The organism is Pyrococcus horikoshii OT3 (assembly GCF_000011105.1).
In the GTDB taxonomy this organism is placed as follows: domain Archaea; phylum Methanobacteriota_B; class Thermococci; order Thermococcales; family Thermococcaceae; genus Pyrococcus; species Pyrococcus horikoshii.
On the sequence record NC_000961.1, the window covers coordinates 944,614 to 966,779 of the forward strand.

A 22,166-nucleotide genomic window follows, 5' to 3' on the forward strand; every position below is an offset into this window, starting at 1 on the left:
TCATCCCTCACTTCTCAACTGACCATCCAATCATACCACTAATGTAATACTTCTGGAACAATGCGTACACGAGGAGGGGGACGAGCATTACCATTATCGATGCCGCAGTTAAGAGCCCCCAATCAACGAAGTACTGACCTCTAAGCAGGGGTAAACGCTGAGTTGCAACGTATTTTTCTGGATTCTGAAGGAACACCAATGCCAGGAAGAAGTCACTCCAAACCCATGTAAATTGAAGTATAGATGCTGAGATCAGCCCAGGTAATGCCATGGGAAGGACTATCTTATAGAATATTTGGAAGTCGGTAGCTCCATCTATTTTGGCCGCTTCCTCGACATCCGTTGGAAGCATTGAGAAGTAGTTCCTCATGAAGAATATTATCCATGCAAGGCCCCATGCGGAGTGAACTATTATCAATCCCCTGAAAGTGTTGAGCAGGTGAGCATTCCTCAGTAGGAAGTAGAGGGGGACAACCGTCATCTGCTGGGGAAGGGCCATTAGGAGAACTATAAATGCAAATAGGTAATGCTTTATGGGGAAGCTGTACCTGGCAAATGCATAGGCCGCTAATGATGCGACTATAACGGGAACTATCGTTGATGGGATGGCCACTATTAGGGAGTTCTTGAGTCCTTCTCCAATAGGGAACATTGGATGATTTAGTGCGTTTATGTAATTTTTCAAGGTAATGGTGAATGGGTGAAGATGCCACCAGCCGCTCACGATCTCTTCATAGGGCCTTACCGATGCCATCAATACTCCCATGAACGGGATTAGCCAGGCTATTCCAATTGACCAGGCAATTAAGTTAGGAACTAGATACCTCCTAATTTTCATCCCATTATCCCCTCCTTTTTATCAGCCACAGTGCTGGGATGAAGGTTAAAGCCGTAAGTAAAACGGCAACAACGGCAGCGTAGTTGTAATTAAGGGATCTAGCGAAGTAGTCCCACATCTGGAGGGCTAGAACCATTGAAGCTCCTCCTGGGCCCCCTCCAGTAGCTACATATACTATGTCGAATATCTTGAGATCCCAGAGCAAGGTCATTGCAACTATCACGACGGTTATTGGCCTGAGGAGGGGCCATATTACGAATCTGAAGATTTGAAACTTATTAGCCCCATCGATCAGGGCTGCTTCGTAGTAATCCTTTGGGATGGAAGCTAGCCCTGCGGAGTACATTAACATGCTGAACCCCGTCCATATCCAGATGGAACCAAGGATGACTGAAAATAAGGCCGTCTGAGGATAGGCCGTCCAAGTAATTGCGAGTTTTTCAATACCAATTAGCTTAAAGAATGCTGGGATTACTCCGGCCCCCTCCTCGAAGAGGAACCTTATTATTAACCCTCCTACCACCATCGGGATTACCATTCCCAGGAATATTATCGACTTTATTATAGAGCTCCCCTTAACCTCCTTCTTTCTAAGGAGGAGGGCAAATCCCAAACCAAGGAATATCGTCGTTGGAAGGTGAATCGCTATCCAAACTATGTTATGAATTAATGCTCCCCAAGGAGGGGATTTCGTCGGGAACCTCTCAAGGTTAACTATGTCCGGACTTAGAAGGACGTTCTTATAATTTTCAAGCCCAACGAATTTATCGCCCAGAAAGAAGCTTAGGTATATCGTCTTGAAGACGGGATATATAACGAAGGGTACCATCAGGGTTAAGGCCGGTAAAAGAAAGAAGAAGGGAGTTAAGTTCCTCCTCACAGTGAATCCCTCACTTCTTCGGGAACTTCTCGTCTAGGGTCTTTAAAACCTCGTCAAGCCTATCGGGTTGCACCCAAAGTAGCTTAAGCTGATCCCAGAAGACCTTCTGCCACTCCCCTCCAACGCTGTCATCCAGATCTGGAGCTGATTCAACGTTCGCAACGATCTTTGCAACATCCCTCATCGGGGCCCAGTAATCGTCTATCGAAACCTTCTTCCAGGTAGCTAGCTTTCCTGACTTCGTTCCAACGTGGATCCTTTGTCCCTCCGTCGCAAGGAACTTAGCAAGTTCTAGGGCTTCCTTAGGATGACTAGTGTACTTTGGAACCATTAAATAGTCCGGGGCTATAACCATGGCTTTTACCCCAGGAAGTGGAATTAGGCCGAGGTCGTTCGGATCATCGACCATTCCTGTTATCCAAGTTCCCATGAAGTAGAGTGCGTATTCTCCTTTCCACCATAGATCAACAGCGGATGTCCACTCTATGGGATCACTAAAGTATCCAGCTTTTAGCAAAGGAACGAGTTTCTCCTCGAAGATTTTTCTAACCTGAGGATCTTCCCACTTAACTTCTCCTTTTATTAGCTTGAGCTGGAGATCCTTCCCTCCAAAGGTTAGTATGAAGTGTTCCGTTACATCTGATAGGGGCCATCCCACGCTATCTCCGCTGACTATTGGAGCTTTAATCCCTGGTATCTTCTTTATCTCCTCGAGCAATGCAACGAAATCATCCCAGGTCTTTGGTGGCTTTAGATTGTGCTTCTCAAAGAAGGACTTCCTGTACCAGAAACCTGGTTTTGCTGCGGCCGTAAATGGGGCCCCATAGATCTTCCCATCCACCGTTACACTATCTAAAATCCCAGGAACGTATTCTTCAGGGTTAATAATGTTGTTAAGCTCCATTAGGTGTCCTTTCTTACCCATCTCTGCGATGAACCATCCCCACATGAATATAACATCAGCTGGAGTATCATGGGATTCGAATTGGAGGGGGAGAATCGTGGATAGGTCTTCTGCTCTATACGTTTTGTACTCGATCTTTATATTAGGATGTTGCTTTTCAAAGGCCTTTAGAACCTCCATGAATGCATCAAGTTCAGCCCCCGACCAAGGCCCGATTACCTTGAGCGTTATTACCTCCTGGGTCTTGGTCTTAGTAACCGTTGGTGTCTCTGTTGTTGTGGTTCCCCCTATACACCCACTCGCAACTGTGGCTATTATCAACGCTCCAACTAAAAGGAGGGCGGGAATCTTGTTCATTGCATATCGCACCTCAATTAACTATGTATGTACTAAAAGTATATATATTTTTAGATTTCATATGTCAACAAAAATTGGAAATTTTTCGCTTCATTTAGCATTTAACAAGCTTATACATACTTATCTTGTAACGAGTTGATGATGCCCTCTTGTGTATACTTTAAGTATATACACATTCGGGAGCGTTTATATACTCTAATCCACTAATAAGATCTTTGAGGTGGCCTTATGACAGCTGAAGAGGAAATATACAATGATGTACAAATGAATGGGATTATAGGACCTCACACTAAGATGCTTGGGCCGGTTGCAGATGGGGAAGGATAACATTTCTAACAGCTCCTGGGTGCTGGGGTCCAATGATAACACCAACTATTAGAGGAGGACATGAGGTCAACTATCTCGTAGCGGTGGAAGGGGCAAAAGTTGGTGACGCCATAGCGATTAGGGTAGAGAGGATTAGAGTGCTTTCAAAGGCCGCATCATCGGGCGTCGACTCCCCCAGAGAAGGGAGCTTTGTTGGTGACCCTTACGTTGCGAAGAAGTGTCCAGTTTGTAATGAACCATGGCCCGAGTTTGAAGTGGTAGGAATTGGAGAAGACGCTATAAGGTGCAAAAAGTGTGGAGCCCCTGTGTCACCATTTAGGATGATAAATGGGTATACCATGGTTTTTGACCATGAAGGTGGCGTTGGAGTCACTGTTGACAAGAAGACGGCCGAAATGATAGCGAAAAATGCCTGGGAATGGCATGCACTACCTAAAAATTCAAAACAAGTCCCCATATTAATCTTCGCAAAAGCAGATATCGTTGGAGTTCCATCTAGAATTAGACCATTCTTAGGCCAGTTGGGAACAATACCTGCAGTTGATATCCCTGACTCGCACAATGCTGGAGATTTCGGATACTTCCTAATCAACGCTCCCCACCCCTATGCGATTTCCAAAGAGGATTATGAAACCAAGTTAACCGATGGTCACTTGGACGTTGACTCCGTAAGGGAAGGAGCTATAGTCATAGCGCCAGTTAAAGTAGAAGGGGGAGGAGTTTACGCTGGAGATGCTCACGCAATGGAAGGAGATGGGGAAGTCGCTGGCCATACAACGGATGTAACGGCCGAGACAACTGTTACAGTTGAGGTTATAAAGGGCTTAAACCTAGAAGGGCCTATTCTTTTACCTCCAGAGGAAGATCTACCACCCCTGGCCAAACCCTGGAGGAAAGATGAATGGGAAAAGGTTGAGAGGTTAGCAAAGAAGTTTGGAATTGAAGTTGAGCCTGTTGCTCCACTCCAAATAATTGGTTCTGGACCAACGATTAACGATGCTGCACTCAACGGGTTTAAGAGAGCGGCAAAGCTCTTTGGAATGAGCGTTGAGGAGGTTAAGAATAGGGTCACCATTACCGGAGCTGTAGAGATTGGAAGATTGCCCGGAATAGTCCAAGTTTCCATGCAAGTTCCACTAAGGATCCTTGAGAAGCTTGGGATATACGAGCTAGTAGTTAAGCACTATAACCTTCCATTTTAGATTAAGTGAAAAAATCAAAGGGAGAGGTAGTGATAAGTCAGAAGAGAATGGATCGCTGCTCCCATCCACAAGATGTCCTCATCCACATTAAACTTTGGATGGTGGTGTGGGTAAATTATTCCCTTTTCTTCGTTTCTTATTCCCAGGAATATGAACAGTCCTGGGGCTTTGGTTGTATAAAAGGCAAAATCTTCAGCTCCCATCGTTGGTTTAGGCTCCCTAATTTCGCCCAGAACCTTTAGCACATCCCTCGCAAAATTCGCCAGCTTTTCATTATTTATAGTTGGGGGTATATGCTCTATCGTTAGTTCAAACTTCCCCTCGCACCTCATCCCATTGGCAAAGTTTTCAGTAATCTCCTTCATTCTCCTTACTATATAATCCCTAACTTCCTCATCGAATGTCCTTATGGTTCCAAGTATCTCCGCGGATTCTGGAATTACATTAAATGTCGTTCCAGCTTTTATCGAGGTAACGCTAAGAACCGCTGGTTGTAGTGGATCTACTTCCCTCGATATTATCTTCTGATAGGCATTCACTAAATCTACAGCTAAAGCTATTGGGTCTATCGAGAGGTGCGGTGCTGCTCCGTGACCTCCCTTCCCCTTTATCAAAACCCTAAATGCATCTGCAGACGCTAGTAGTGGCCCGCTCTTGATTCCTATGATTCCCGAAGGTAGCTCGGCCCATACGTGGATCCCAAAGATAGCATCTACATCATCCAAGTGCCCTTCTTCAACTATCTTCTTTGCTCCAAGTCCTCCTTCCTCAGCAGGTTGGAATATTAATTTAACGGTTCCCTGCAACTCATCTTTCATCTCCGCTAATATCTTTGCTGCTCCTAGTAGCATTGCTGTGTGGGCGTCGTGACCACAAGCATGCATCTTCCCAGGAACCCTAGACTTATAAGGAACATCATTCTCCTCCTGAATAGGCAAAGCATCCATATCAGCCCTTAAAGCCACGGTTTTTCCGTCTTCTTTTCCTTTAAGGATACCTATAACCCCTGTTTTTGCAGTTCTGACAACTTCATATCCGAGCTTTTTTAATTCTTCCTCCACTATTTTAGAAGTCCTCTCTTCCTCATACTTCAGCTCTGGGTACATGTGGAAATCTCTCCTCTTCTCAACTATATACCCCTGCAACTCTTTTGCTCTTTTAATTATAAACTCATCCATTTTCCATCGCCCCCTACACGGAGACTGCTTCTTTAAACCTAGTGAAGAGCTCCTCCTCGGGCTTCGTTAAGTATGCTACTATCAAAGTTACTATTATGTTAACGAGTAGGCCCCACAAACCAAAGTGAATTCCGAGAGGGTTCTTCTTTAGAACGAGCCTTAGATATGCCACCGTAATTAGACCCGCTATTATCCCAGTTCCAGTGGCGTACTTGTTCATCCTCTTCCAGAACAATCCAAAGACCGCTCCTGGAAACATTTGTGTCATCCCTGCGTATGCCAGGAGAAGCAGGGAAACAAGCCTTCCTGGGCTGTAGAGTGCAAGTCCCATCGCAAGGAGTCCTAATAGTATTACAGAAATCCTGCTAACTAGGACTAGTTCCTTGTCACTTGCAGTTGGCTTTGCTATTGCATATAAGTTCTTTGAGAGCAGACCTGCAAGTGAGAGGAGGATTGCACTTGCAGTTGAAGCGGCCGCAGCAAATCCTGCTGCGCCAACTACTCCCAAAACCCAGGAGGGATAAGTTATCTCCACGGCTTTAAGTACGGCTTCGTCTGGAGCACTTAGCTTTATTCCTAAGGCCGCAACCGTGAATCCAGCCAGTATAACGGGAATCATAAATATCGAATATAAGGGGAGTAGTACATAATTCCTCTTTAGGGTCTTTAGATCCCTTGCACCGTATATCGATGGATAAAGTTGCGGATACATGAAGAAGCCCAAACCGCTGAGGATTAGGGTTGAAACGTACCAGCTTATCCCGAGTGGCGGATGCAAGATTAGGTGATCTGGCTTTGTCTGGGCAAGGGTTTTAAATAATTCTCCAATTCCACCGAACTGCTTAAAGGGAATTGTAAAGAGGACTACCCAAGCCACTATGAACATCAACGTGGCCTGAAGTAAATTAGTCCAGGAAATTCCTCTTAATCCACTGGTGTAAACGTATATCATCATTATAATCATTCCAATGACTATCCCGGCCTTGGGGGTAATACTCCCAAGGGAACCAACGTGAACTATGTAACCAAGTCCCTGAAGTTGAAGTTGCAGATATGGGATGTTAAAGATTATCCCTATCAGCGCCACTAAAACTGCTAAGGCCTTGCTATTGTACCTGACCTGGAAATAGTCTGCCTGAGTAACGCATCCAAAGGCCTTTCCCGCTTTCCAAACGTACCTAGCGTAGAAGTAACCGAATGAGTATGCTAGGGCCCCATATCCGATGGCATACATTATAGGCATTCCATAGGAATATGCCCATCCTCCAGTCCCGAGGAAGGCGTATGCGCTGTAAATTTCTCCTGCCATTAGGACGTAAAGGAATATTAGACCAAGGGTTCTCCCCGATACCAAGTATCCTTCGAGCGTGAATTTCCTCTTTATCCCAGCCATAACACCTACGATCAAGCTGAGGAAAACCCAACCCAGAACGATTATTAAGGCACTACTCAAGGAGCCCACCTCCAAGTTCCAGCTTATATGCTCCATAGAGGCAAAGGGAAGTGAAGATTAGCCAGATAGTATTCCAGAACATTAAAGGAGGCATTCCGAGGATTAGTGGGCCTGGCTTGTTTAGAAATGGTGATACTATAACGTAGGCTATCCAGGGTATAATTCCTAGTAGCATAGCCATTGAATATACTTTACTTTTCTCCATAAAGTTCGACACCTCCCTTGAAAATTTTCAAAAAGAAAGTTGGTATTTAACGATTTTATTCCTTTTGTTTAGAAATTTTTCTTACATTATGGTTAAAGTTTAGCAAGTACATCATGGGAAATAAAGGTGAAGGAGTAGAAGTTAGTATTACTATAACGAATTAAAATTTAAGTTTCAAGGACTTGTACCAAGCCTTTGGACTCCCTATAGCGGTAAAGACCTCGTATTTCTCCACAATGGTCTTACTCCTTAGAAACCTATCTATGTGATATTTCAAGCTTTCTAAGTTGGATTCAAAGAATCTTAGCATCAAATCATATCCATTTCCTATATATTCAGTAACCTCGTATATCCTGGGATTCTCAACTGCTTCATTCACGAACTTTCTGATCTCCTCGGGTGTGGCATCCTTCGAAAATTTGACTAGAACATCTGCATAAGCCACGTCAGCAGCTCTTAGAAGGAGCAATCCTATCACCTGTAAGATACCTTCCCTTTGAAGCTTTAAGCGATGACGCCTGACGGTTGTTACCGAAACTCCCAGCCTTTCGGCAATCCTGCTATCGCTTATCCTGCCGTCTTCCCTAAGCATTTTATATATCATTATGTCCAGATCGTCTAATTTTCCCTTAAACACCTTCTTAAGAACCGCGGTCTCTGGATCATCATTCATACTCTCACCCTTTCTTAAGCTCTTTAGCAAGTTTTGCGAGCTCAGGAGGATATACGATATTCCCCTCATCCATTATTTGCACACCATCTATCCATACCGAAGAATTGAGGCATATCCCATCAGTATGAGAAGCCGCTGGAATTCCTCCAGGAATGTCTGGAACTAACCTTGGTCCTATGTTTCCAATTCCCCACTCTGTAGCTCCCCATACCCTTTCATCCTCAACTATATTCCCAGTAAGCTTTGCTCCAGGATTGAAACCATATGAGATGTGAGCTAACTGATACATATTGGGATCGTTAAAGCCTTCAAGCCAACTGGAGAACTCCCTTGCTTCCCTCCCTCCTTCAATGTTAACTATTTTTCCCCTTTCAACCTCAAGTTTTATCGGTTCCCTTAAGAGCCCTATCGGGGGATAAACTGAACCGTCAAATACTATAACACCATTGATGCTCTCTAACTTAGGAGTCCAGCTTATCTGTCCTGGGAGCATTTCATAGGTTCCTTTAGGAACGTAACCGGAATGAACTATCAATGGTCTCTCTGGATGATTTTCAAATTCAACATCAGTCCCTGCTGGTGTTGTAATCCTTACGTGTTTTCCCCTTTGAGTTATCTCAGCGATCATCTCTAAAAACTTGGAGAGCTTTTTCATGTCAACCTTACCTATCGTTCTTACCATCATATCGGGATTCATTCCCACTAAGCAAATGTACCGAATATTTTTGTTTTCCTTGATAACGGTATCAAAGACCGTAGAATAAAGCAACCATTGATAATTGAACTCTATCCAAACATCAACATTTTTTAATGCTCCTATTAGTGCTCTTTGAGGTAACATAGGGTCTGCGGCTTTTCCAACTCCTTCAGGGGTTGCTATCCACATGACGAGGGGTTTTGCTCCTACCTCAAACACAGCCCTCGCTGTGGCATTAACGACTTCCTCGCTAGAAAGAGTATCAGCCGTTATGGCGACAACCTCATTAGACTGAACGTTTAGGATTTCACTCACCAACCTCTTGGCCGCATAACCGAGTTCAAACTCATAGCTCCTCATAATTCTTCACCTCCAAAAAAAGAGTAAGAGGAAGGGATCACTTCTTACCCAACTTGAGGGTTGAAGTGAAGAAGCTAACCAACGTTGAACCTGCTATCAAACCTGCACCGAGGACATAGAGAATATTCTGACCTTCCTCCTTATACTTCTGCACTACGGCCCACCTTATAGCAAGGGCTACCAGTACAGTGATTCCCGCTATCGGGTAGTTTATGAGCAACCCTGTAGCGAACAATATTCCAAGTTGCCTGTCAGGGCCTCCTATAGCCTGCACTATAGCTCCTGGGATCGCCCATAATAGGAGGTACTTAGCTATTTCAGGATTTGCCCCAGCTTTTATCGTCGCGACGTAGACTCTATCTACAGGTGGCACTAGATCTTGAGCAAGGTAAGTCTTGGCGAAAAGAGCTACCATGGTTGTTGCAACTATTAAACCTGTAATCTCAGCAAAGTACTGCTGTCTCCTCCCCTCCATTTCAAATTTTATATCTTTTCCTTCTCCCCTAATTATCCACCCAGTCTTAAGGTCGTAACCCATATCAGCAAATGCCGGCCCTGTGGCCGCTGTGAATCCCACTAAAAGACCCAGGGCTGGAGCTGGAAATCTCATTAGGATCCCAAGGATGAGGAATATTAAGGCCGTTGCAAATGCCGGGAACCACCCAGCGTGCATTGCGGAGAGTCCAACGATTAGTTCAGAAACCAAGGCTGCTATCGCAGCGAAGAGGAACCACCAAATAAACATGCCAATGGACATTCCGGAATAAAGGCCACCTAACAATGCTAAAATCAATGCCACGACAGTATAAAATGTAAATCCCTTTGTTAACGCTGACTTTATATCTTCTTCGCTTCTCGTAAATTCATAAGTAGCTTCCTCCTCTTTTAACGCTCTCCTCTTCTTTGATATTATTAGGATTATCTGAATCAAAGCCACCAAACCCGCTCCAATCATTATTCCATGGGGAACATAGTACTTGTTGACATCCGTTCCGAAGAGTTGCTTGGAGTACCCTCTAACTATCAAACCAATACCGAACATTGCTAGGGCCCACATATTTCCGATCCATGCAACACCTGCTATATCTGCTGGTATTCCTAAATATCTAACTATACCTCCAGCTATCATTCCATAAAGTAAGAGAAGTGCTCTTTTTCCTTTTTTAGCGGCAGCTATTAAGGTTTCTGCGGTAGCAATTCCTGGAGGCCAGGGATTCTTTGCTGGGAATATTCTTGTATCGAAAAGCCAGTATATCATTGTCATATCGATTATCGCTGCTAAAGTAGCACCGATCCACATGGGAATTAAAAGATCTTGTCTACCTAAGAGCCAGGTAACACCAACAGGAAGAAAGATTGCATTTGCCGCACCAAATGTAGCTCCTGAAATAGCCGTCTGAACTAAATTCTGCCTATTGAGATCTAGGAATGACTTTAATGCTTTCGCAGGTAATCTGGCAAGTAAGATAGCAATTAATGCACCTATTATCGAGGTGTTCGTTGTAATTCCCAACCTTGTAATTAGCTCCAGACCGATAATGGAACCTAATATTGCCATTATCACGTTCAAAACAAATACACCAGGCTCAAAAGCTGAAGGATGTTTTCTTACTTTTTCCATCTAACCCACCTCAAATGACGAGATTCCCATCTTTAAACAGATATTTTCCATCAATAAGAACAGTTGGCTCCTTAATTATCCCATCTAAGTGTACGGGAGCCTTAACTTTTCCTCCAAAATCGTAGTTACTTCCCAGGGCTATATGAACCGTTCCAAAGACCTTTTCATCTTCTAGTATGTTACCACTTATCCTAGCCTTTGGATTCGTCCCCACTCCAAATTCGGCAATGTTCCTAGCTTCTTTCCCATATCTAGACAATATTTCTCTTAGCTTTTCCGCTTCTTCACCTCCTCTAATATCTTCAGCGAATCCATCCTTGACTATGATCTCGATAGGTTCTTTAAGAACTCCAATACCGGCCATCGAGCCATCTATAACAACCCTTCCATTTGCCGTCCCTTCTAGGGGAGCTATGTAAGCTTCGGCCCCAGGAAGATTTCCGCATTCTCCTGGATTCCTGTATATTCCAGTACTCCTCCTAGCTTTTCTTCCCTCGATTGAGAACTTTAAATCGGTTCCTAAAGGCGTTAAAATATGCACCTCCTTTCCTTTGTCAAGAACGTCAGCTATTTTATTGGTAAGCTCTAGCATTCCCTCGTAGTCAGCACTCATTGTCCGCACGAAGATTTCTCTGGTGATTCCAGGAAGGGTCGCAACCCTAGCTCCTCTCTCGCAGGCTTCCTTCTTTGCTAGCGTATGAGTTATAGATTTCGAAGTTGGGGCTATAACAACATCAGCTACTTTCATAGCCTCAGCTACAGGCTTTGGAGGCTCTTCCCCATGCATCTTTCTTGGCAGTATCTCAACGTATATCGCCTCAGCTCCAAGCTCCTTAGCCTTCATCCATAGATGATATCCTATCTCTCGTTCGGGCTCATCGGCTATTACTAAAACCGTTTCTCCAGGTTTCACGCCCATACACTGTTTTAAGGCAGTTTCACACGCTTTATATAGTTCTTTATCTATCCCCATAATTCATTCCCCCAATTCCCCAATTACCCTAGCCATCAAAGTTCTAGGAAGAAGAACGGGTTTTCCTGTAACCTCTTTAACTATCTCTTTTGACCTAGTTGAATAACCTATGCAGTCAAGAACTATAAGCTCAGAACTCGCTAGATCTTGAGCTTGTTTCCTTAGCTCTTCTTCGGTTCCAACGTATGGAGAAACGCTCCTCACTTGGACTTCCTTTACAACCTTCTTCCACTTTCTCTTGGCCATTTCTTTCTGTTTTGGATCCGGTACTAGAACTCCTAGCTTAGACACGTTCAGGGCTTCAACGGTTTTTAAAAGAAGGATTGAAGGTTCAATGAGTAGTTTCTTTGCCTTTAGTTCTGGGAATTCTCCCGTGCATAGAAGTCCTATTGCATCAACTTCCTTCTCGAGTTTATCAATGCACTCCTGGAGCTTCTTCACTATTTTATCCCTACTTAACTTAACTTGACTTCCATCCCTAAGCCTGCTGACTAGAACTTCCTCATCCTCTTTTGGAGCTAGTTCCTCAATTTCATCTCTGGTTAATTCATCCAAAGCTCCGCACTCAACAATTCCAACCCTCTCCATATAAGGTTTCATCTCCGGAACGACATCCATCCTTGGGGATTGACCTATCGTTATAAGGCCAACTTTCATTTTCTCTGCCTCCCAAGCGTTTGAAGGTGGTTCATTGGGCCATAAAGCTCAATTAAGCGTTTAAACTCCTCTTCATCGTAGAACTTCACTTTTCCTCTACCAAATCCCTTTGCTACCTCAATGCAGAACCTCGCGGCCTCTTCAATATCCACGATATGGCTTGCCCCAGTTGCACATCCAGGAACAGGGACCTCGGCCGTTATGGCAACTCCTACAACTGGTGCATTTGTAGTTGTAGCAGGTTGCATGATGCTGTTGAGGTGATAAATGCCATTTCCATACGGGGTTATGTCCTGCATCGTTATCGGAACAACTGCAGGCATCCTGCCAGTTACGTACTGCATTATGTCGAGAAGATCCTCGCTAACTCTGAGGATCCATCCTTCCTTCACCGTGGGAGTTATAGCGAAGCCTCTGATGTTTATTATCCTGTTCCCCTTGGTAGTATCTACTGAGAGGATAGCATCCATGCTGGGATCAACTTCATACCTATTCATAGTGGCCATGTCTACTGGAGAACCCATGAAGGGCACGGGATCATGGGGCTGGGTTGGAGCATTTGGACAGATGTGGGTTGCTATTATCACATCTCCATCCAAGATATCTCCATTTCTCCTCATGTCTGCAAGCTTTAAGGCCACAGCTATTGCCGTTATCGCTCCATCTGCATCTGATACTAGCCCAATCATTTCTGGCCTTGCCCCAATACCTCCAAGCCTTCCTATTATTCCTAAAGTTGGAGCATCTCCTCCTGAGAGCTTACCGTTCTTTCCTGGGATAATTATCTTTATGAAGTCCGTAGAGCCCTTTTCTCCAGTTATAGTTTTTACTTCAACATTTTCAATTCCCCTATCCCTGAGGAATTTAGCTACCTTTTCTCCAGTAACGTAAGCACTGTCTAGGAGTTCATAAGCTTCAATAACCTGTTTTAACATTTTTACCACCTCATAAAATCTTCTTTCCAACTACCTCCTCAACCTGTTTCAAAACTTCAGGATCTTTAACCCCTGAACCGAGAAGTAAAAGATCTTTGGGAACCGTCGCTATTACTACCTTATCACCCTCTTTTACTTCCGCGGAAGTCATTGGTAAGCCCGTATTCTGATTGATTAGAACTATAAGGTCAGGAAACGTTGCATATCTCTTTCCACTTGAATCTTCCAGCGTCATGAACTCATTCCAAAACGTGATTTCATAAGTTTCCTTTCCCTTAATTATTACCCTTCCTATGTCAAATCCTCCCTTGGTTTCAAGCTTGACCTTTTCTATAACTCCATTATCAACGACTCTTCCTCCCCCAATTACCTTAAATATCTTCTCTAGCATAGCATCAACTTCGTTCTTGTGATCTAAGATTACCTTTCCAATCTCGATTGCTTGGGAGATAGCACCGACTGCTGCATTCTCCTTTACATAATCTGGAGTTACGGGGTTTCTAGTAACGGCCACTAATCCTCCAGCTTGAACTGCAGCTTCTCTCACAAGCTTAGCCGCTCTTTCCAGGGATCCCTTGACTATCACTTCAACATACCTTTCCCTGCTACCACCAACGGCTGTCTGGATCGAGACATACTTGGGGAGCTTGTGAAGCCCTAGAGCTCCCATGACTCCGGTAGGGTGGGCCCTTCCATCAGCAGGTGCATCTACAACGGGAATTCCAAGGATTGCAGATTGAATCCAACCATTTACCGTTGAGTAGCCTCCATTTTCTGAAGATATGATGCCACTTAGGGGGACTTTTGCAACATCCATGAAGAGTTCCATAGACTTTATTGCATGGGATGGGAGGAGGTACTTTTCTTTAGCCGCTGGAGCTCCAACCATGGAAACAGTTGCTATGAACCCTTCCCTAATTTTATCCACACCCACTATCTCAACTTCACCGATCTCTACCGCAAGCTTTGCATGCTTCAGTCCAAGCTTTATATCACCTCCTCCTCCACCACCTAGGAATGCTCCTCCAAGGACCGCAGCTTCAGCGATCTTTTCATCTACCCTCAAATCTTTTCACCTCTCTTCTCTTGAGCGCATGAAGGGCAACGGCCCCAGAAGCGATAACTGGATCGATAACAGGAATTCCAACTTCCTCTTCAAGAACTGGAGCAATTCCTATTGTAGACATCCCGGTACAACCTAGAGCTATAACCTCTACTCCCTTTTCTTTAAGCCTTTTTGCAGCGTTTATAACTTCTCTTCTCCCCCAATCCGTTAACAAATCTAGGGTATTTGAAACTCCACTCGGATGATCTTCGGCTATTAAATTATTCCCTAGAATACTCCTGATAACTTTAGGAGTCTCCTCTGTTAAGTTTAAGACTCCTACTCTTCTTCCGTAAGCTAGTGCTAACGCTGAAACAGAAGATCCAGCGCCAATTACGGGAATCGAGAGTAATTTTCTAACTTTTTCAACGGCTGGATCTGCAGCACAACTTATTATAATAGCATCGACACCCTCCCTTTCAAACTCCTTAGCGAGCCTTATTATTTTGGGCTCGGCCTCTCTCTCGGTTTCTTCATTGTATATCCCCTTAGGTTGATCTTCAATGCACCTGCTAACAACCTTTAACTCGGGAAATGCACTTTCAATTATTCTACCATGTAAGTTAAGGATCTCTTTATCCTCCAATGTTATTACTCTTATTAGTCCAATAGTGTATTTATCCATACGATACACCTAAAAATTTGGGAGTAAAGTCCAGTATATATCCATTATTGAACTGTATCGATAGCTTAATAAGTGCGAATTAGACTAATAATTTAAAAGTATAATTGCTCAATGAACTAAAAATTAAGTGGGTAATCTCACGATCATGACAAATTTAGGTGTTGAAAATGAAGAAAAGGAAACTATCAAAAAAGGATTGGGAAATTATAAAACTACTCAAAAAAGACGCAAGAATGAGCGATGCAGAGATAGGGAGAAGAATAGGTCTTTCCAAATCTGCCGTTAGATGGAGGAGGATAAATCTGCAAAAAAGAGGATATCTTCTAATTTCAGCATACTTAAGGTTCGATAAGCTTGGTTATACCTATGCGTTCGTTCTCGTGAAGATAAAGCCCGACACTCCTAGGAATGAAATTTTAAAGTTTAAGAAAGCGCTCATGGAAAACGAGCACACCTTCGAGATTTATGAAGTTCTTGGGGATTATAACGTTCTTATAGGTGTATTTGGTGAAGATGTATCTGAACTAAAAAGGAACATTCAAGAGCTGATAATAGGGCAAAAGTGCGTTCAAGAGTATAAAGTCCTCCTGGGCGCAAAGAGCCTAAAAGGGCTTGAGGTACCATTTTGGGATGCACTTGAGGATTAGTTAATTAAAGCCTGAAACTTACTCCTTATCCATGAAGTTCGAAGCCTTCAAGATCGTTCCGGTCGGTTATATAAGAAAGGAGAAAAATGTTTTCATCGAGATCCTTCCAGAGTTCAGAGAGGGTATGGAGGGACTAAGAGAGGGAGACTGGATAAAGCTCATATTATGGTTCCACAAAAGTGACACTCCAGAGCTTAGGAGAATCCTTAAGGTTCATCCCCATGGGAATCCAGAGAACCCCTTAACTGGAGTCTTTGCTACCAGATCTCCCTTTAGGCCAAATCCTTATACTGTGAAGGTGCATAAAATTGAAGGTAACAGGATATACATAGACTGGATAGATGCTGAGGATGGAACGCCAGTTTCCGACATAAAGATATTTCCTGAGCGCTATGACTGCCCAAAGGAGAATTATCAGTCGACTTCCAGACTGAAATCTTGATAGTCCATCCATATTCCAGTTTTTGCAACAGAATCATATTGAGCCTTTAAAAGCTCGTAATGGGATTCTTCAACCTTTGCAAGTTCTCTTAAGGTTTTTCTAACGTCCTCATCTCTAATCTCTTCTGCAAGCTTCTCGTAGAACTCCCAAGTTGCTTTTTCTTGCTCCATTCCAATCTCCACGGCCTTTATTTCACTCAGCTCTCCTTCAACCTTGGGGGTAAGTTTCTTGACGATCTCCTCATCTATCCTGGGGCGTTCGCAGGATTTGAGGAGCTCATTTATGAGCTTCTCTTCAAAAATCCTCCAGTGTTCTGCTTCCTCACTTGCCAGGAAAAGGAACATCTTCCTGGCTTTCTCTTCCTTAGCGATCCTGGCCATCTCTAGGTAAAACTTAAGCTCCGTCTTTTCCACTTCAAGTGCTAAAGCTAAGGCATCGACAACCTTCATTTTTAACACCCCATAAAGTTATGTTTATGTCATTCATAAGCTGATCGTTAGACTTTGCTTGTATCTCTCCAGGTACCTGGTTATATACTCGTACCACAAGAGTAGCATTCCATTTTCAGAGGCATAGCTTGAAAGCTTGCTAACTCGGCTTTGTCTAGACTCTCAAATTTAAATAGCTCGTCTTTTTATCTCATCAACAGGAGAAGGCAATGACAAAGGAGCAGGGGTTACTAATTTTAATTTTTATTGATCCTTCTCCTTGAGCAAGCCATAGTTTTATTTAAGAATTTGACAGAATATTCTCCCCGCTAGGAGGATTTTCCTCTGGAAGAGTGGTAATAAGTCCTATATTTCAATATAACTTGCTCCACTCTCCCACAACCCTTTAAAGGTCTTATCAACATTCTTCATCTTTAGACTCCTTAAGCTTTCCAATGTACCAGAGCTCGTAGAACTTTTGAATGTGGCATGCATCGATTAACTCGAGGGTCTTATCAGCTAAGTATATAGTTATCAGCTAAGTATATAGTTTTTAGACTTATCGAGATTAAAGATTTATGATTTAGTCTAATAATAATCTATCTACTTAACAGCTCTCCAATGACATACCGTTAGGGGCAAGGCTACCCGGGGTTATAAGTGATTTAACATCTCCAAAACAAACATAACATCTGAAAAATGTCAAAAACGGTATAGAGATAGTCAAATCTTGGCTCAAACTTGCTAAGCCCAAGGAAGGAGGTGATTAAATGAGAGGAGGATACAGAGCTTGGTTTATTGTAAATCGCTTCTTTGGTTTTATAATTCTCTCTATTGCAACTCTTGTTTACTTTCTAAAACTTGAAGAGGTCAATAGTGAGACAGTAGGTATTCTGGTCTTTCTAATTCTCTTGGGATTTGCATGGACAGACTATTCTAAATTTATAATACGTACGAGCTTCGGTGTCGCAACTTTTCTTGCATTCTTCGGGTACGTTTTCGAGAGCTTATTCTATGCAATCCCCTTCTTCATGATCTTCTTAGTTTACGCCTATCTCCTTTCAATTGATAAGGAAAGAAAAGCATTTTACCTTTCAATGGTTTCAATACCTATAGCCATTGTTTATAGTTACCTTATTCCCGATGCCTCCCCCGTTACCTGGGCCTTCATTGGGCTAATGTTAGCCTATAATCACCACGTGATAATAGAGGATATGGCTATTGGAGACATATACATAATCCCCATATACTTTATGGTATTAGGTCCCTTTGCCCTGATTCCATATTCAGTTTTGTACGCGGTGGGAGAGGTACTCTACTACTCAGAGGCGGTAGGGGGCTTTCCAGTTGCACCAAGCTTATTTGTGACTGGGATACCCTTGTACATGATCATGCTAGAACATGGAATATCGCCATTTACCTTCCACTCGATCAATACCCATCCAAGTCTAGCGGCTGTACTATTTTTAATCGCCTTCATCTATATAAGCTACTTAGAGGCAAAGCAACTACTATCAGGAATAGTGGCGGGGATAACCGGTTTACTTCTATTCTTTGGATACGCAATGGGTCTTCGCTGGGTTTCGAAGGAATATCATCTATCTGAAGCAAAGCTTGCGCTTTTAGCGCTTCTTGGGTTAAGCATGGCCCTTGGCGTTGCTTGGATTATTTGGAAAAATATAAAGATCCACTATCATGGATTCAGTACCGTGGATGTAAGAGACATAAATATTCTCCTCTGGCTCTGCTTAGCGATTTCCATTGGATTGACAATTTACATAGTTAAGAGTGCGATCTCGGAGACCTTGAGTATTGTAACCCTTGCTTTTTCCGTTGTCTTTGCAATTCTTCGAATAAAGGTGTCTGATGAATATATACTCCAAGATCCCAGATTTAGAGCAATTGAAGGAGCATTGGCTGGTTTTTGGCTTGGGGTGCTTCTCTCCATGCTTCATTAAACTTAACTTTCCTTCATAATGTTAGGTATTCTATCGGGGGTAACATTCCAACTTTCAGAATTTTTGACTCTCTGCTTCCTTCCCTTATCTCACGTACTTAACGGCTCATATAGTCAGACAGTTATAAGAGAGTAGAAAAACCGTCCATAGTAGTTATTTCTACTTCTGCGGTTGAGTCTAGAAGTCGTGCCTTGGTTATAATAGCATAAACTATACAACAATCTCAAGCCTTTTTGTATCCCTAGGAAGGCGTCTAACAAAGTGAGTTCAAATAAAGTTCAGAAGAGACATTCTACAACCAGATTTTGATTGCAAACATGATCCTTATCGCTAGAAGATAAGGAAAGAACTTATTTTGGGTCTTAATCTTCAAAAATAAAGATAAGGATCAGACATGGGCGTCCTTCATCATCAGCTCAGCCTTCCGACTACTCATCATCCACAATAATCTCTATAATTGCAGTAGTATTTGGATCCCTAAGCCTTTCAACGATTTTCCTGTCTATGTCCTTAGCGGCCTTGTTAGCTTTGATTGCTAAGGTTCTCCCATCAACCCAATCGCTTTTCCTAATAACCATCGAAGTTTCACTTTCCAGGCTTAACCTAGGATCTCCATATGCTATAACCTCGTCAACAAGATCACCAACTCTGATTAAAATCCTAATCCTCTTTCCAGCTCTTATAGCCCTCTTAACTTCCTGGGAAAGGTCTTGGAGAGCTTTATCCGCCGAAACGCAGATTATACAGTCCCCTCTCTCCGTTAGGTAATCCTCTTTAGTTATCTCAAAAGTAGAGCGATGAGTGGCTTTAACGTTTCTATGCCCTTTACACCTTATAACTTCCTTGATCATCATTACTACACTATAGGGGAACAATTAAAACTTTGTTACCAGAGCATCTTTATTGTCCCTTCACCAAACTATGGATATTTCTATATCCCCAGGAAAACGGGCTAATTCTAGGTAGACCTTCTCCCTCCCGTTTGTAAGTAAAGTTAAAGAAACGACTCTACCATCAGGATTTGATTTAAAGGAGTTGTACCCTCTTCCAACCACTTTCTTTAAAGGCAGATTACCCTCTCTCTGTAGATGAACATTGCTACTCTATGGAGCAGATTCAACGTAAGTTATGCATAGTTTCAAGTGTAAGTAGATAATCTCTTGAACCCTTGGCAACGACTTAAGAATTGAGCCATTACAAAGTAGTACTCTCCAGGAGGAAGAAACGTAAATGAAGCTAAACTTATACCCCCTATCTCATCGAGTGAATACGCCGATGTTGGCTTAATTTCAACTTTTGGAAAATGAGCCTTCCTGGGAAAGCCAATTAGTCAATGGAAGGTAATACCGTTTCATATTTTGAAGTAAAGTTTGGGTAATATATAAAACCACCAGAAGAGAGGAAAGATTACCACTTTATCCTGAACTCTCTCCTGGTTTTTGCCTCTATTTGGGCGAGTATCCTCTTTAGCTTTGCATCATCTATCCTCTCTGTTATCTGCCCCGCCTGGTAGAGCTGAACTAGTATTAGCTCGACCTGTCTAGCTAACTCGGGCCTCACAAGCTTAACCCTTGCTAACCTCTCCCTGGCTTCAGGAGTTAAGATTTTCCTCAATATTGCCTGGATCTGGGCCTCAATCAAAGCTTGTTGCCTCTCCGCTTCCTCCTGGGCTTTCTGTTGCTCTAGATACTTTCTTTGTAACTCCATGAGCTTCCTTCTCCTAATCTCCTCAATGTCCTCGGCCATCTCTCTCACCTTATCCTACATTCCCGAGAACTGTTAAAAATGTATTGCCTAAAGATCCAAACCGTCAATTACTGCTTTCAAAGAGCTAAGGAATCTTTTTGCTTCCTCCATTCCAAAATCAGTTATCTCAACAACCGTCCTTGGCCTGTCGGCTATAACCTTGTAAGTCTTAACGAGGCCGTTCCTCTCGAGAACTCTAATGTGCGAGTCCAAGTTTCCTGGGGTAAGATCGAGGACTTTTTGAATTTGAGAAAAAGGAGCTTTCCTCCTGGGTAGAAGAAATATCATAATCCCCAATCTAACTGGATTTCCCAGGATGTGAGATTTCATTATCTCTTTGAGTTCCTCCATTAGATCACCCTAAATGCTTTGTAGAGGTTTATCAATGCTACGAGCGAGTACGTTAAGATTATCAAGGCCGTGGCAAACTCCCAGGAAGGGTTAGCGAACGTTACTATTGCTAGTACCGGAATTAGCATGCTAATCTCCCTGAAGGATACGTACATCCCTATGTGTCCGACAACTATCATGGAGGCTAATCCCCTTGCATCCCCGAGGATTCCAAATAGGATACCCCCGATTATCCAGCCAATGAGCCAGGCATAGCCAACTTTACCCTCTCCCGCTTCTCCTTTTAAGTAGGTTTTGTAAACCTTGACGGTTACCAGAATTATTAAGGTTATACCGATGATCCAGTAAAAGCCGATGTATTTGGGGGCCAAGAGCATCATCAAGAGATAACCTCCCATGGTTGCTAGCCAGGCCGAATAGATCAAGGCCGTGTAAATGTAAAAGGCTGCTACAAGCTTCTTCTCAACCTTGTCAAGTACTTCCTTAAGTTCCCTAACCTCTTCCATGAAAGGTCACCAAAAGATATGTGGAACTCGAAGTATTTATACCCAGGTTAAACTCTGCAATTCAGAGCTTGGGTTTATAATTTCCAAGCTTTTAAGGTTTGTAAACAACATTTAAAATATATTTCGTGCATACATGCACTTATGAGGTAACCTCTATGAGTAAGACGATAACAATAGCGGATGATGTATACTACGAGCTTGTGAAAATGAAGGGAAAGAGAAGTTTTTCAGAAGTTCTTAGAGAACTTATTGGGAAGAAAAAAGAGGGAATCTCGACGTACTAATGATAGCTTTTGGAACTATGGATGAAGAGGAAGCAAAAGAACTTGAAGAGAAAATAAAGGAGGTAGGGAAATGGCTTAACTCCTGGACACCAGTATAGTTATTGAAATATTTAAAGGAAACAGAAAAATTCTAGATCAACTTTCTCCTACAGAAGAATATTCTCTTCCTTCAATAGTGCTTTTTGAACTCCTTTGCGGAAATCTTAAGCCTCGACAAAGGCTTGCCCTGGAAAAACTACCTATTGTAGATTTTGATAGAGTAAGTGCGGAAGTTGCGAGTGAAATATTTAAAGATTTGGCATCAAAAGGCCAAAGGCCTCCGACTAGAGACTTACTAATTGCTGCAACTGCTATAGCCTATAATATGCATCTGCTCACATGTGACAAAGACTTCGAGCGGTTTAAAGATTATGTTTAGAAAGATAAAATTGGAGGTAGTGAGGATGGATCTCTCAACAATATTTGCCTCCTTGCTGGGCTTGTTTCTTTCTCTACTTACTACTGGAGTGTACAGGTATTACTCAAAGCCAAAGATTCACAAAACTGTAGGAGTTGTTATTTTAAACCCTGATAAAGTAGACGCTAAAAAGATTCCTCCTAACCTTCCAGAAGGTCTTAGGCGTGTTACTAACTCTTTGGAGCAAGAACTAGTGTTAAAGCTCAAAAAGGATCAACAGAAGAAAGCAATGTTACTAATTAAGATATCAATAATCGGAATTATAATCTCGACCATAGGGCTTATCCTTGGACAGTAACATGAAGAATTATTACTTTATTCAGGAATCCCAGAGAAGTAATCTCCTTCTTTAGTGCT

The 22,166-nt window shown here is 42.8% G+C and carries 25 protein-coding genes and 1 pseudogene; 7 read left to right on the forward strand and 19 right to left on the reverse strand.

Annotated elements, in window-relative coordinates:
- Positions 1-7 precede the first annotated feature (7 nt).
- Genes PH_RS04875 through PH_RS04885 form a run of 3 tightly spaced genes read right to left on the reverse strand, consistent with a single transcriptional unit; the run spans position 8 to position 2,979 of the window.
- Complete coding sequence (locus tag PH_RS04875; protein ID WP_010885124.1) at positions 8-838, reverse strand: carbohydrate ABC transporter permease; 831 nt, start codon at positions 836-838, stop codon at positions 8-10.
- Positions 839-842: 4 nt separating this feature from the next.
- Positions 843-1,718, reverse strand: a complete 876-nt coding sequence (locus PH_RS04880) for a carbohydrate ABC transporter permease (protein WP_010885125.1) — start codon at positions 1,716-1,718, stop codon at positions 843-845.
- Positions 1,719-1,728: 10 nt separating this feature from the next.
- Complete coding sequence (locus PH_RS04885) at positions 1,729-2,979, reverse strand: ABC transporter substrate-binding protein (RefSeq protein ID WP_048053284.1); 1,251 nt, start codon at positions 2,977-2,979, stop codon at positions 1,729-1,731.
- Positions 2,980-3,338: 359 nt separating this feature from the next.
- On the opposite strand from PH_RS04885, the gene PH_RS04890 reads away from it, so the two are divergent.
- Positions 3,339-4,508, forward strand: a complete 1,170-nt coding sequence (locus PH_RS04890) for an acetamidase/formamidase family protein (RefSeq protein ID WP_010885128.1) — start codon at positions 3,339-3,341, stop codon at positions 4,506-4,508.
- Between the two features lie 14 nt (positions 4,509-4,522).
- On the opposite strand, the gene cpsA is transcribed toward PH_RS04890, so the two are convergent.
- From cpsA to PH_RS04945, 11 genes are all read right to left on the reverse strand, one after another.
- Positions 4,523-5,686, reverse strand: coding sequence for a carboxypeptidase CpsA (cpsA, locus tag PH_RS04895; protein WP_010885129.1), 1,164 nt, complete (start codon positions 5,684-5,686; stop codon positions 4,523-4,525).
- Positions 5,687-5,699: 13 nt separating this feature from the next.
- Positions 5,700-7,148 (reverse strand): sodium:solute symporter family protein, encoded by a 1,449-nt coding sequence (locus PH_RS04900; RefSeq protein WP_394295098.1) that lies wholly within the window; start codon positions 7,146-7,148, stop codon positions 5,700-5,702.
- Complete coding sequence (locus PH_RS04905; protein WP_048053285.1) at positions 7,132-7,344, reverse strand: DUF3311 domain-containing protein; 213 nt, start codon at positions 7,342-7,344, stop codon at positions 7,132-7,134. Before PH_RS04905 ends, PH_RS04900 begins: the two co-directional genes overlap by 17 nt.
- Before the next feature lie 160 nt (positions 7,345-7,504).
- The gene (locus PH_RS04910) at positions 7,505-8,017 is read right to left on the reverse strand and encodes an Lrp/AsnC family transcriptional regulator (protein ID WP_048053286.1); all 513 of its coding nucleotides are present in this window, start codon (positions 8,015-8,017) and stop codon (positions 7,505-7,507) included.
- A 4-nt stretch (positions 8,018-8,021) separates the two neighbouring features.
- Positions 8,022-9,074, reverse strand: coding sequence for an aminopeptidase (locus PH_RS04915; protein WP_010885133.1), 1,053 nt, complete (start codon positions 9,072-9,074; stop codon positions 8,022-8,024).
- Positions 9,075-9,111: 37 nt separating this feature from the next.
- Entirely contained in the window at positions 9,112-10,695 is a 1,584-nt protein-coding gene (locus tag PH_RS04920) for an OPT/YSL family transporter (RefSeq protein WP_010885134.1), read from the reverse strand.
- Between the two features lie 10 nt (positions 10,696-10,705).
- On the reverse strand, positions 10,706-11,668 hold the full coding sequence (locus PH_RS04925) for an aminopeptidase (protein WP_010885135.1): 963 nt from the start codon (positions 11,666-11,668) through the stop codon (positions 10,706-10,708).
- A gap of 3 nt (positions 11,669-11,671) precedes the next feature.
- On the reverse strand, positions 11,672-12,325 hold the full coding sequence (locus PH_RS04930) for an AroM family protein (protein ID WP_010885136.1): 654 nt from the start codon (positions 12,323-12,325) through the stop codon (positions 11,672-11,674).
- Positions 12,322-13,260 carry a DUF1177 domain-containing protein gene (locus PH_RS04935; protein WP_048053288.1) on the reverse strand — a complete coding sequence of 313 codons (939 nt, stop codon included), beginning with the start codon at positions 13,258-13,260 and terminating at the stop codon, positions 12,322-12,324. Before PH_RS04935 ends, PH_RS04930 begins: the two co-directional genes overlap by 4 nt.
- Positions 13,261-13,270: 10 nt before the next feature.
- The gene (locus PH_RS04940) at positions 13,271-14,326 is read right to left on the reverse strand and encodes a DUF917 domain-containing protein (RefSeq protein WP_048053289.1); all 1,056 of its coding nucleotides are present in this window, start codon (positions 14,324-14,326) and stop codon (positions 13,271-13,273) included.
- Positions 14,313-14,990: an aspartate/glutamate racemase family protein gene (locus PH_RS04945; RefSeq protein WP_048053290.1), complete on the reverse strand. Its 678-nt coding sequence runs from the start codon at positions 14,988-14,990 to the stop codon at positions 14,313-14,315. The genes PH_RS04940 and PH_RS04945 overlap by 14 nt, the downstream gene beginning before the upstream one ends.
- A 167-nt stretch (positions 14,991-15,157) precedes the next feature.
- Here PH_RS04945 and PH_RS04950 point away from each other — a divergent pair, with 167 nt between their 5' ends.
- Both PH_RS04950 and tsaA read left to right on the forward strand, forming a co-directional pair.
- Positions 15,158-15,637 (forward strand): Lrp/AsnC family transcriptional regulator, encoded by a 480-nt coding sequence (locus tag PH_RS04950; protein ID WP_048053291.1) that lies wholly within the window; start codon positions 15,158-15,160, stop codon positions 15,635-15,637.
- Positions 15,638-15,668: 31 nt separating this feature from the next.
- Complete coding sequence (gene tsaA / locus PH_RS04955) at positions 15,669-16,079, forward strand: tRNA (N6-threonylcarbamoyladenosine(37)-N6)-methyltransferase TrmO (protein ID WP_010885143.1); 411 nt, start codon at positions 15,669-15,671, stop codon at positions 16,077-16,079.
- Here tsaA and PH_RS04960 read toward each other — a convergent pair.
- Positions 16,052-16,528, reverse strand: coding sequence for a ferritin-like domain-containing protein (locus PH_RS04960; protein WP_048053292.1), 477 nt, complete (start codon positions 16,526-16,528; stop codon positions 16,052-16,054). The two genes, tsaA and PH_RS04960, sit on opposite strands and share 28 nt — an antisense overlap.
- 749 nt (positions 16,529-17,277) lie before the next feature.
- Here PH_RS04960 and PH_RS04965 point away from each other — a divergent pair.
- A complete protein-coding gene (locus PH_RS04965) occupies positions 17,278-18,465 on the forward strand; it encodes a hypothetical protein (protein ID WP_010885145.1) in 1,188 nt (395 codons plus the stop codon).
- Positions 18,466-18,893: 428 nt separating this feature from the next.
- Here PH_RS04965 and PH_RS04970 read toward each other — a convergent pair whose 3' ends face one another.
- The 4 genes from PH_RS04970 to PH_RS04985 all read right to left on the reverse strand — a co-directional run bounded on the left by PH_RS04970 (position 18,894) and on the right by PH_RS04985 (position 21,068).
- On the reverse strand, positions 18,894-19,316 hold the full coding sequence (locus tag PH_RS04970) for a DUF371 domain-containing protein (RefSeq protein WP_048053578.1): 423 nt from the start codon (positions 19,314-19,316) through the stop codon (positions 18,894-18,896).
- A gap of 556 nt (positions 19,317-19,872) precedes the next feature.
- Positions 19,873-20,211 carry a DNA-binding protein gene (locus PH_RS04975; RefSeq protein WP_048053293.1) on the reverse strand — a complete coding sequence of 113 codons (339 nt, stop codon included), beginning with the start codon at positions 20,209-20,211 and terminating at the stop codon, positions 19,873-19,875.
- Between the two features lie 48 nt (positions 20,212-20,259).
- Positions 20,260-20,562, reverse strand: a complete 303-nt coding sequence (locus PH_RS04980) for a transcriptional regulator (protein ID WP_010885148.1) — start codon at positions 20,560-20,562, stop codon at positions 20,260-20,262.
- Complete coding sequence (locus PH_RS04985; RefSeq protein ID WP_010885149.1) at positions 20,562-21,068, reverse strand: hypothetical protein; 507 nt, start codon at positions 21,066-21,068, stop codon at positions 20,562-20,564. The genes PH_RS04980 and PH_RS04985 overlap by 1 nt, the downstream gene beginning before the upstream one ends.
- Positions 21,069-21,223: 155 nt before the next feature.
- Here PH_RS04985 and PH_RS04990 point away from each other — a divergent pair.
- The 3 genes and pseudogenes from PH_RS04990 to PH_RS05000 all read left to right on the forward strand — a co-directional run bounded on the left by PH_RS04990 (position 21,224) and on the right by PH_RS05000 (position 22,107).
- Positions 21,224-21,450 (forward strand): annotated as a pseudogene (locus PH_RS04990) (antitoxin VapB family protein).
- A 29-nt stretch (positions 21,451-21,479) separates the two neighbouring features.
- The gene (locus PH_RS04995; RefSeq protein ID WP_231833731.1) at positions 21,480-21,770 is read left to right on the forward strand and encodes a type II toxin-antitoxin system VapC family toxin; all 291 of its coding nucleotides are present in this window, start codon (positions 21,480-21,482) and stop codon (positions 21,768-21,770) included.
- Positions 21,771-21,789: 19 nt separating this feature from the next.
- A complete protein-coding gene (locus PH_RS05000) occupies positions 21,790-22,107 on the forward strand; it encodes a hypothetical protein (protein ID WP_231833732.1) in 318 nt (105 codons plus the stop codon).
- Positions 22,108-22,166 lie beyond the last annotated feature (59 nt).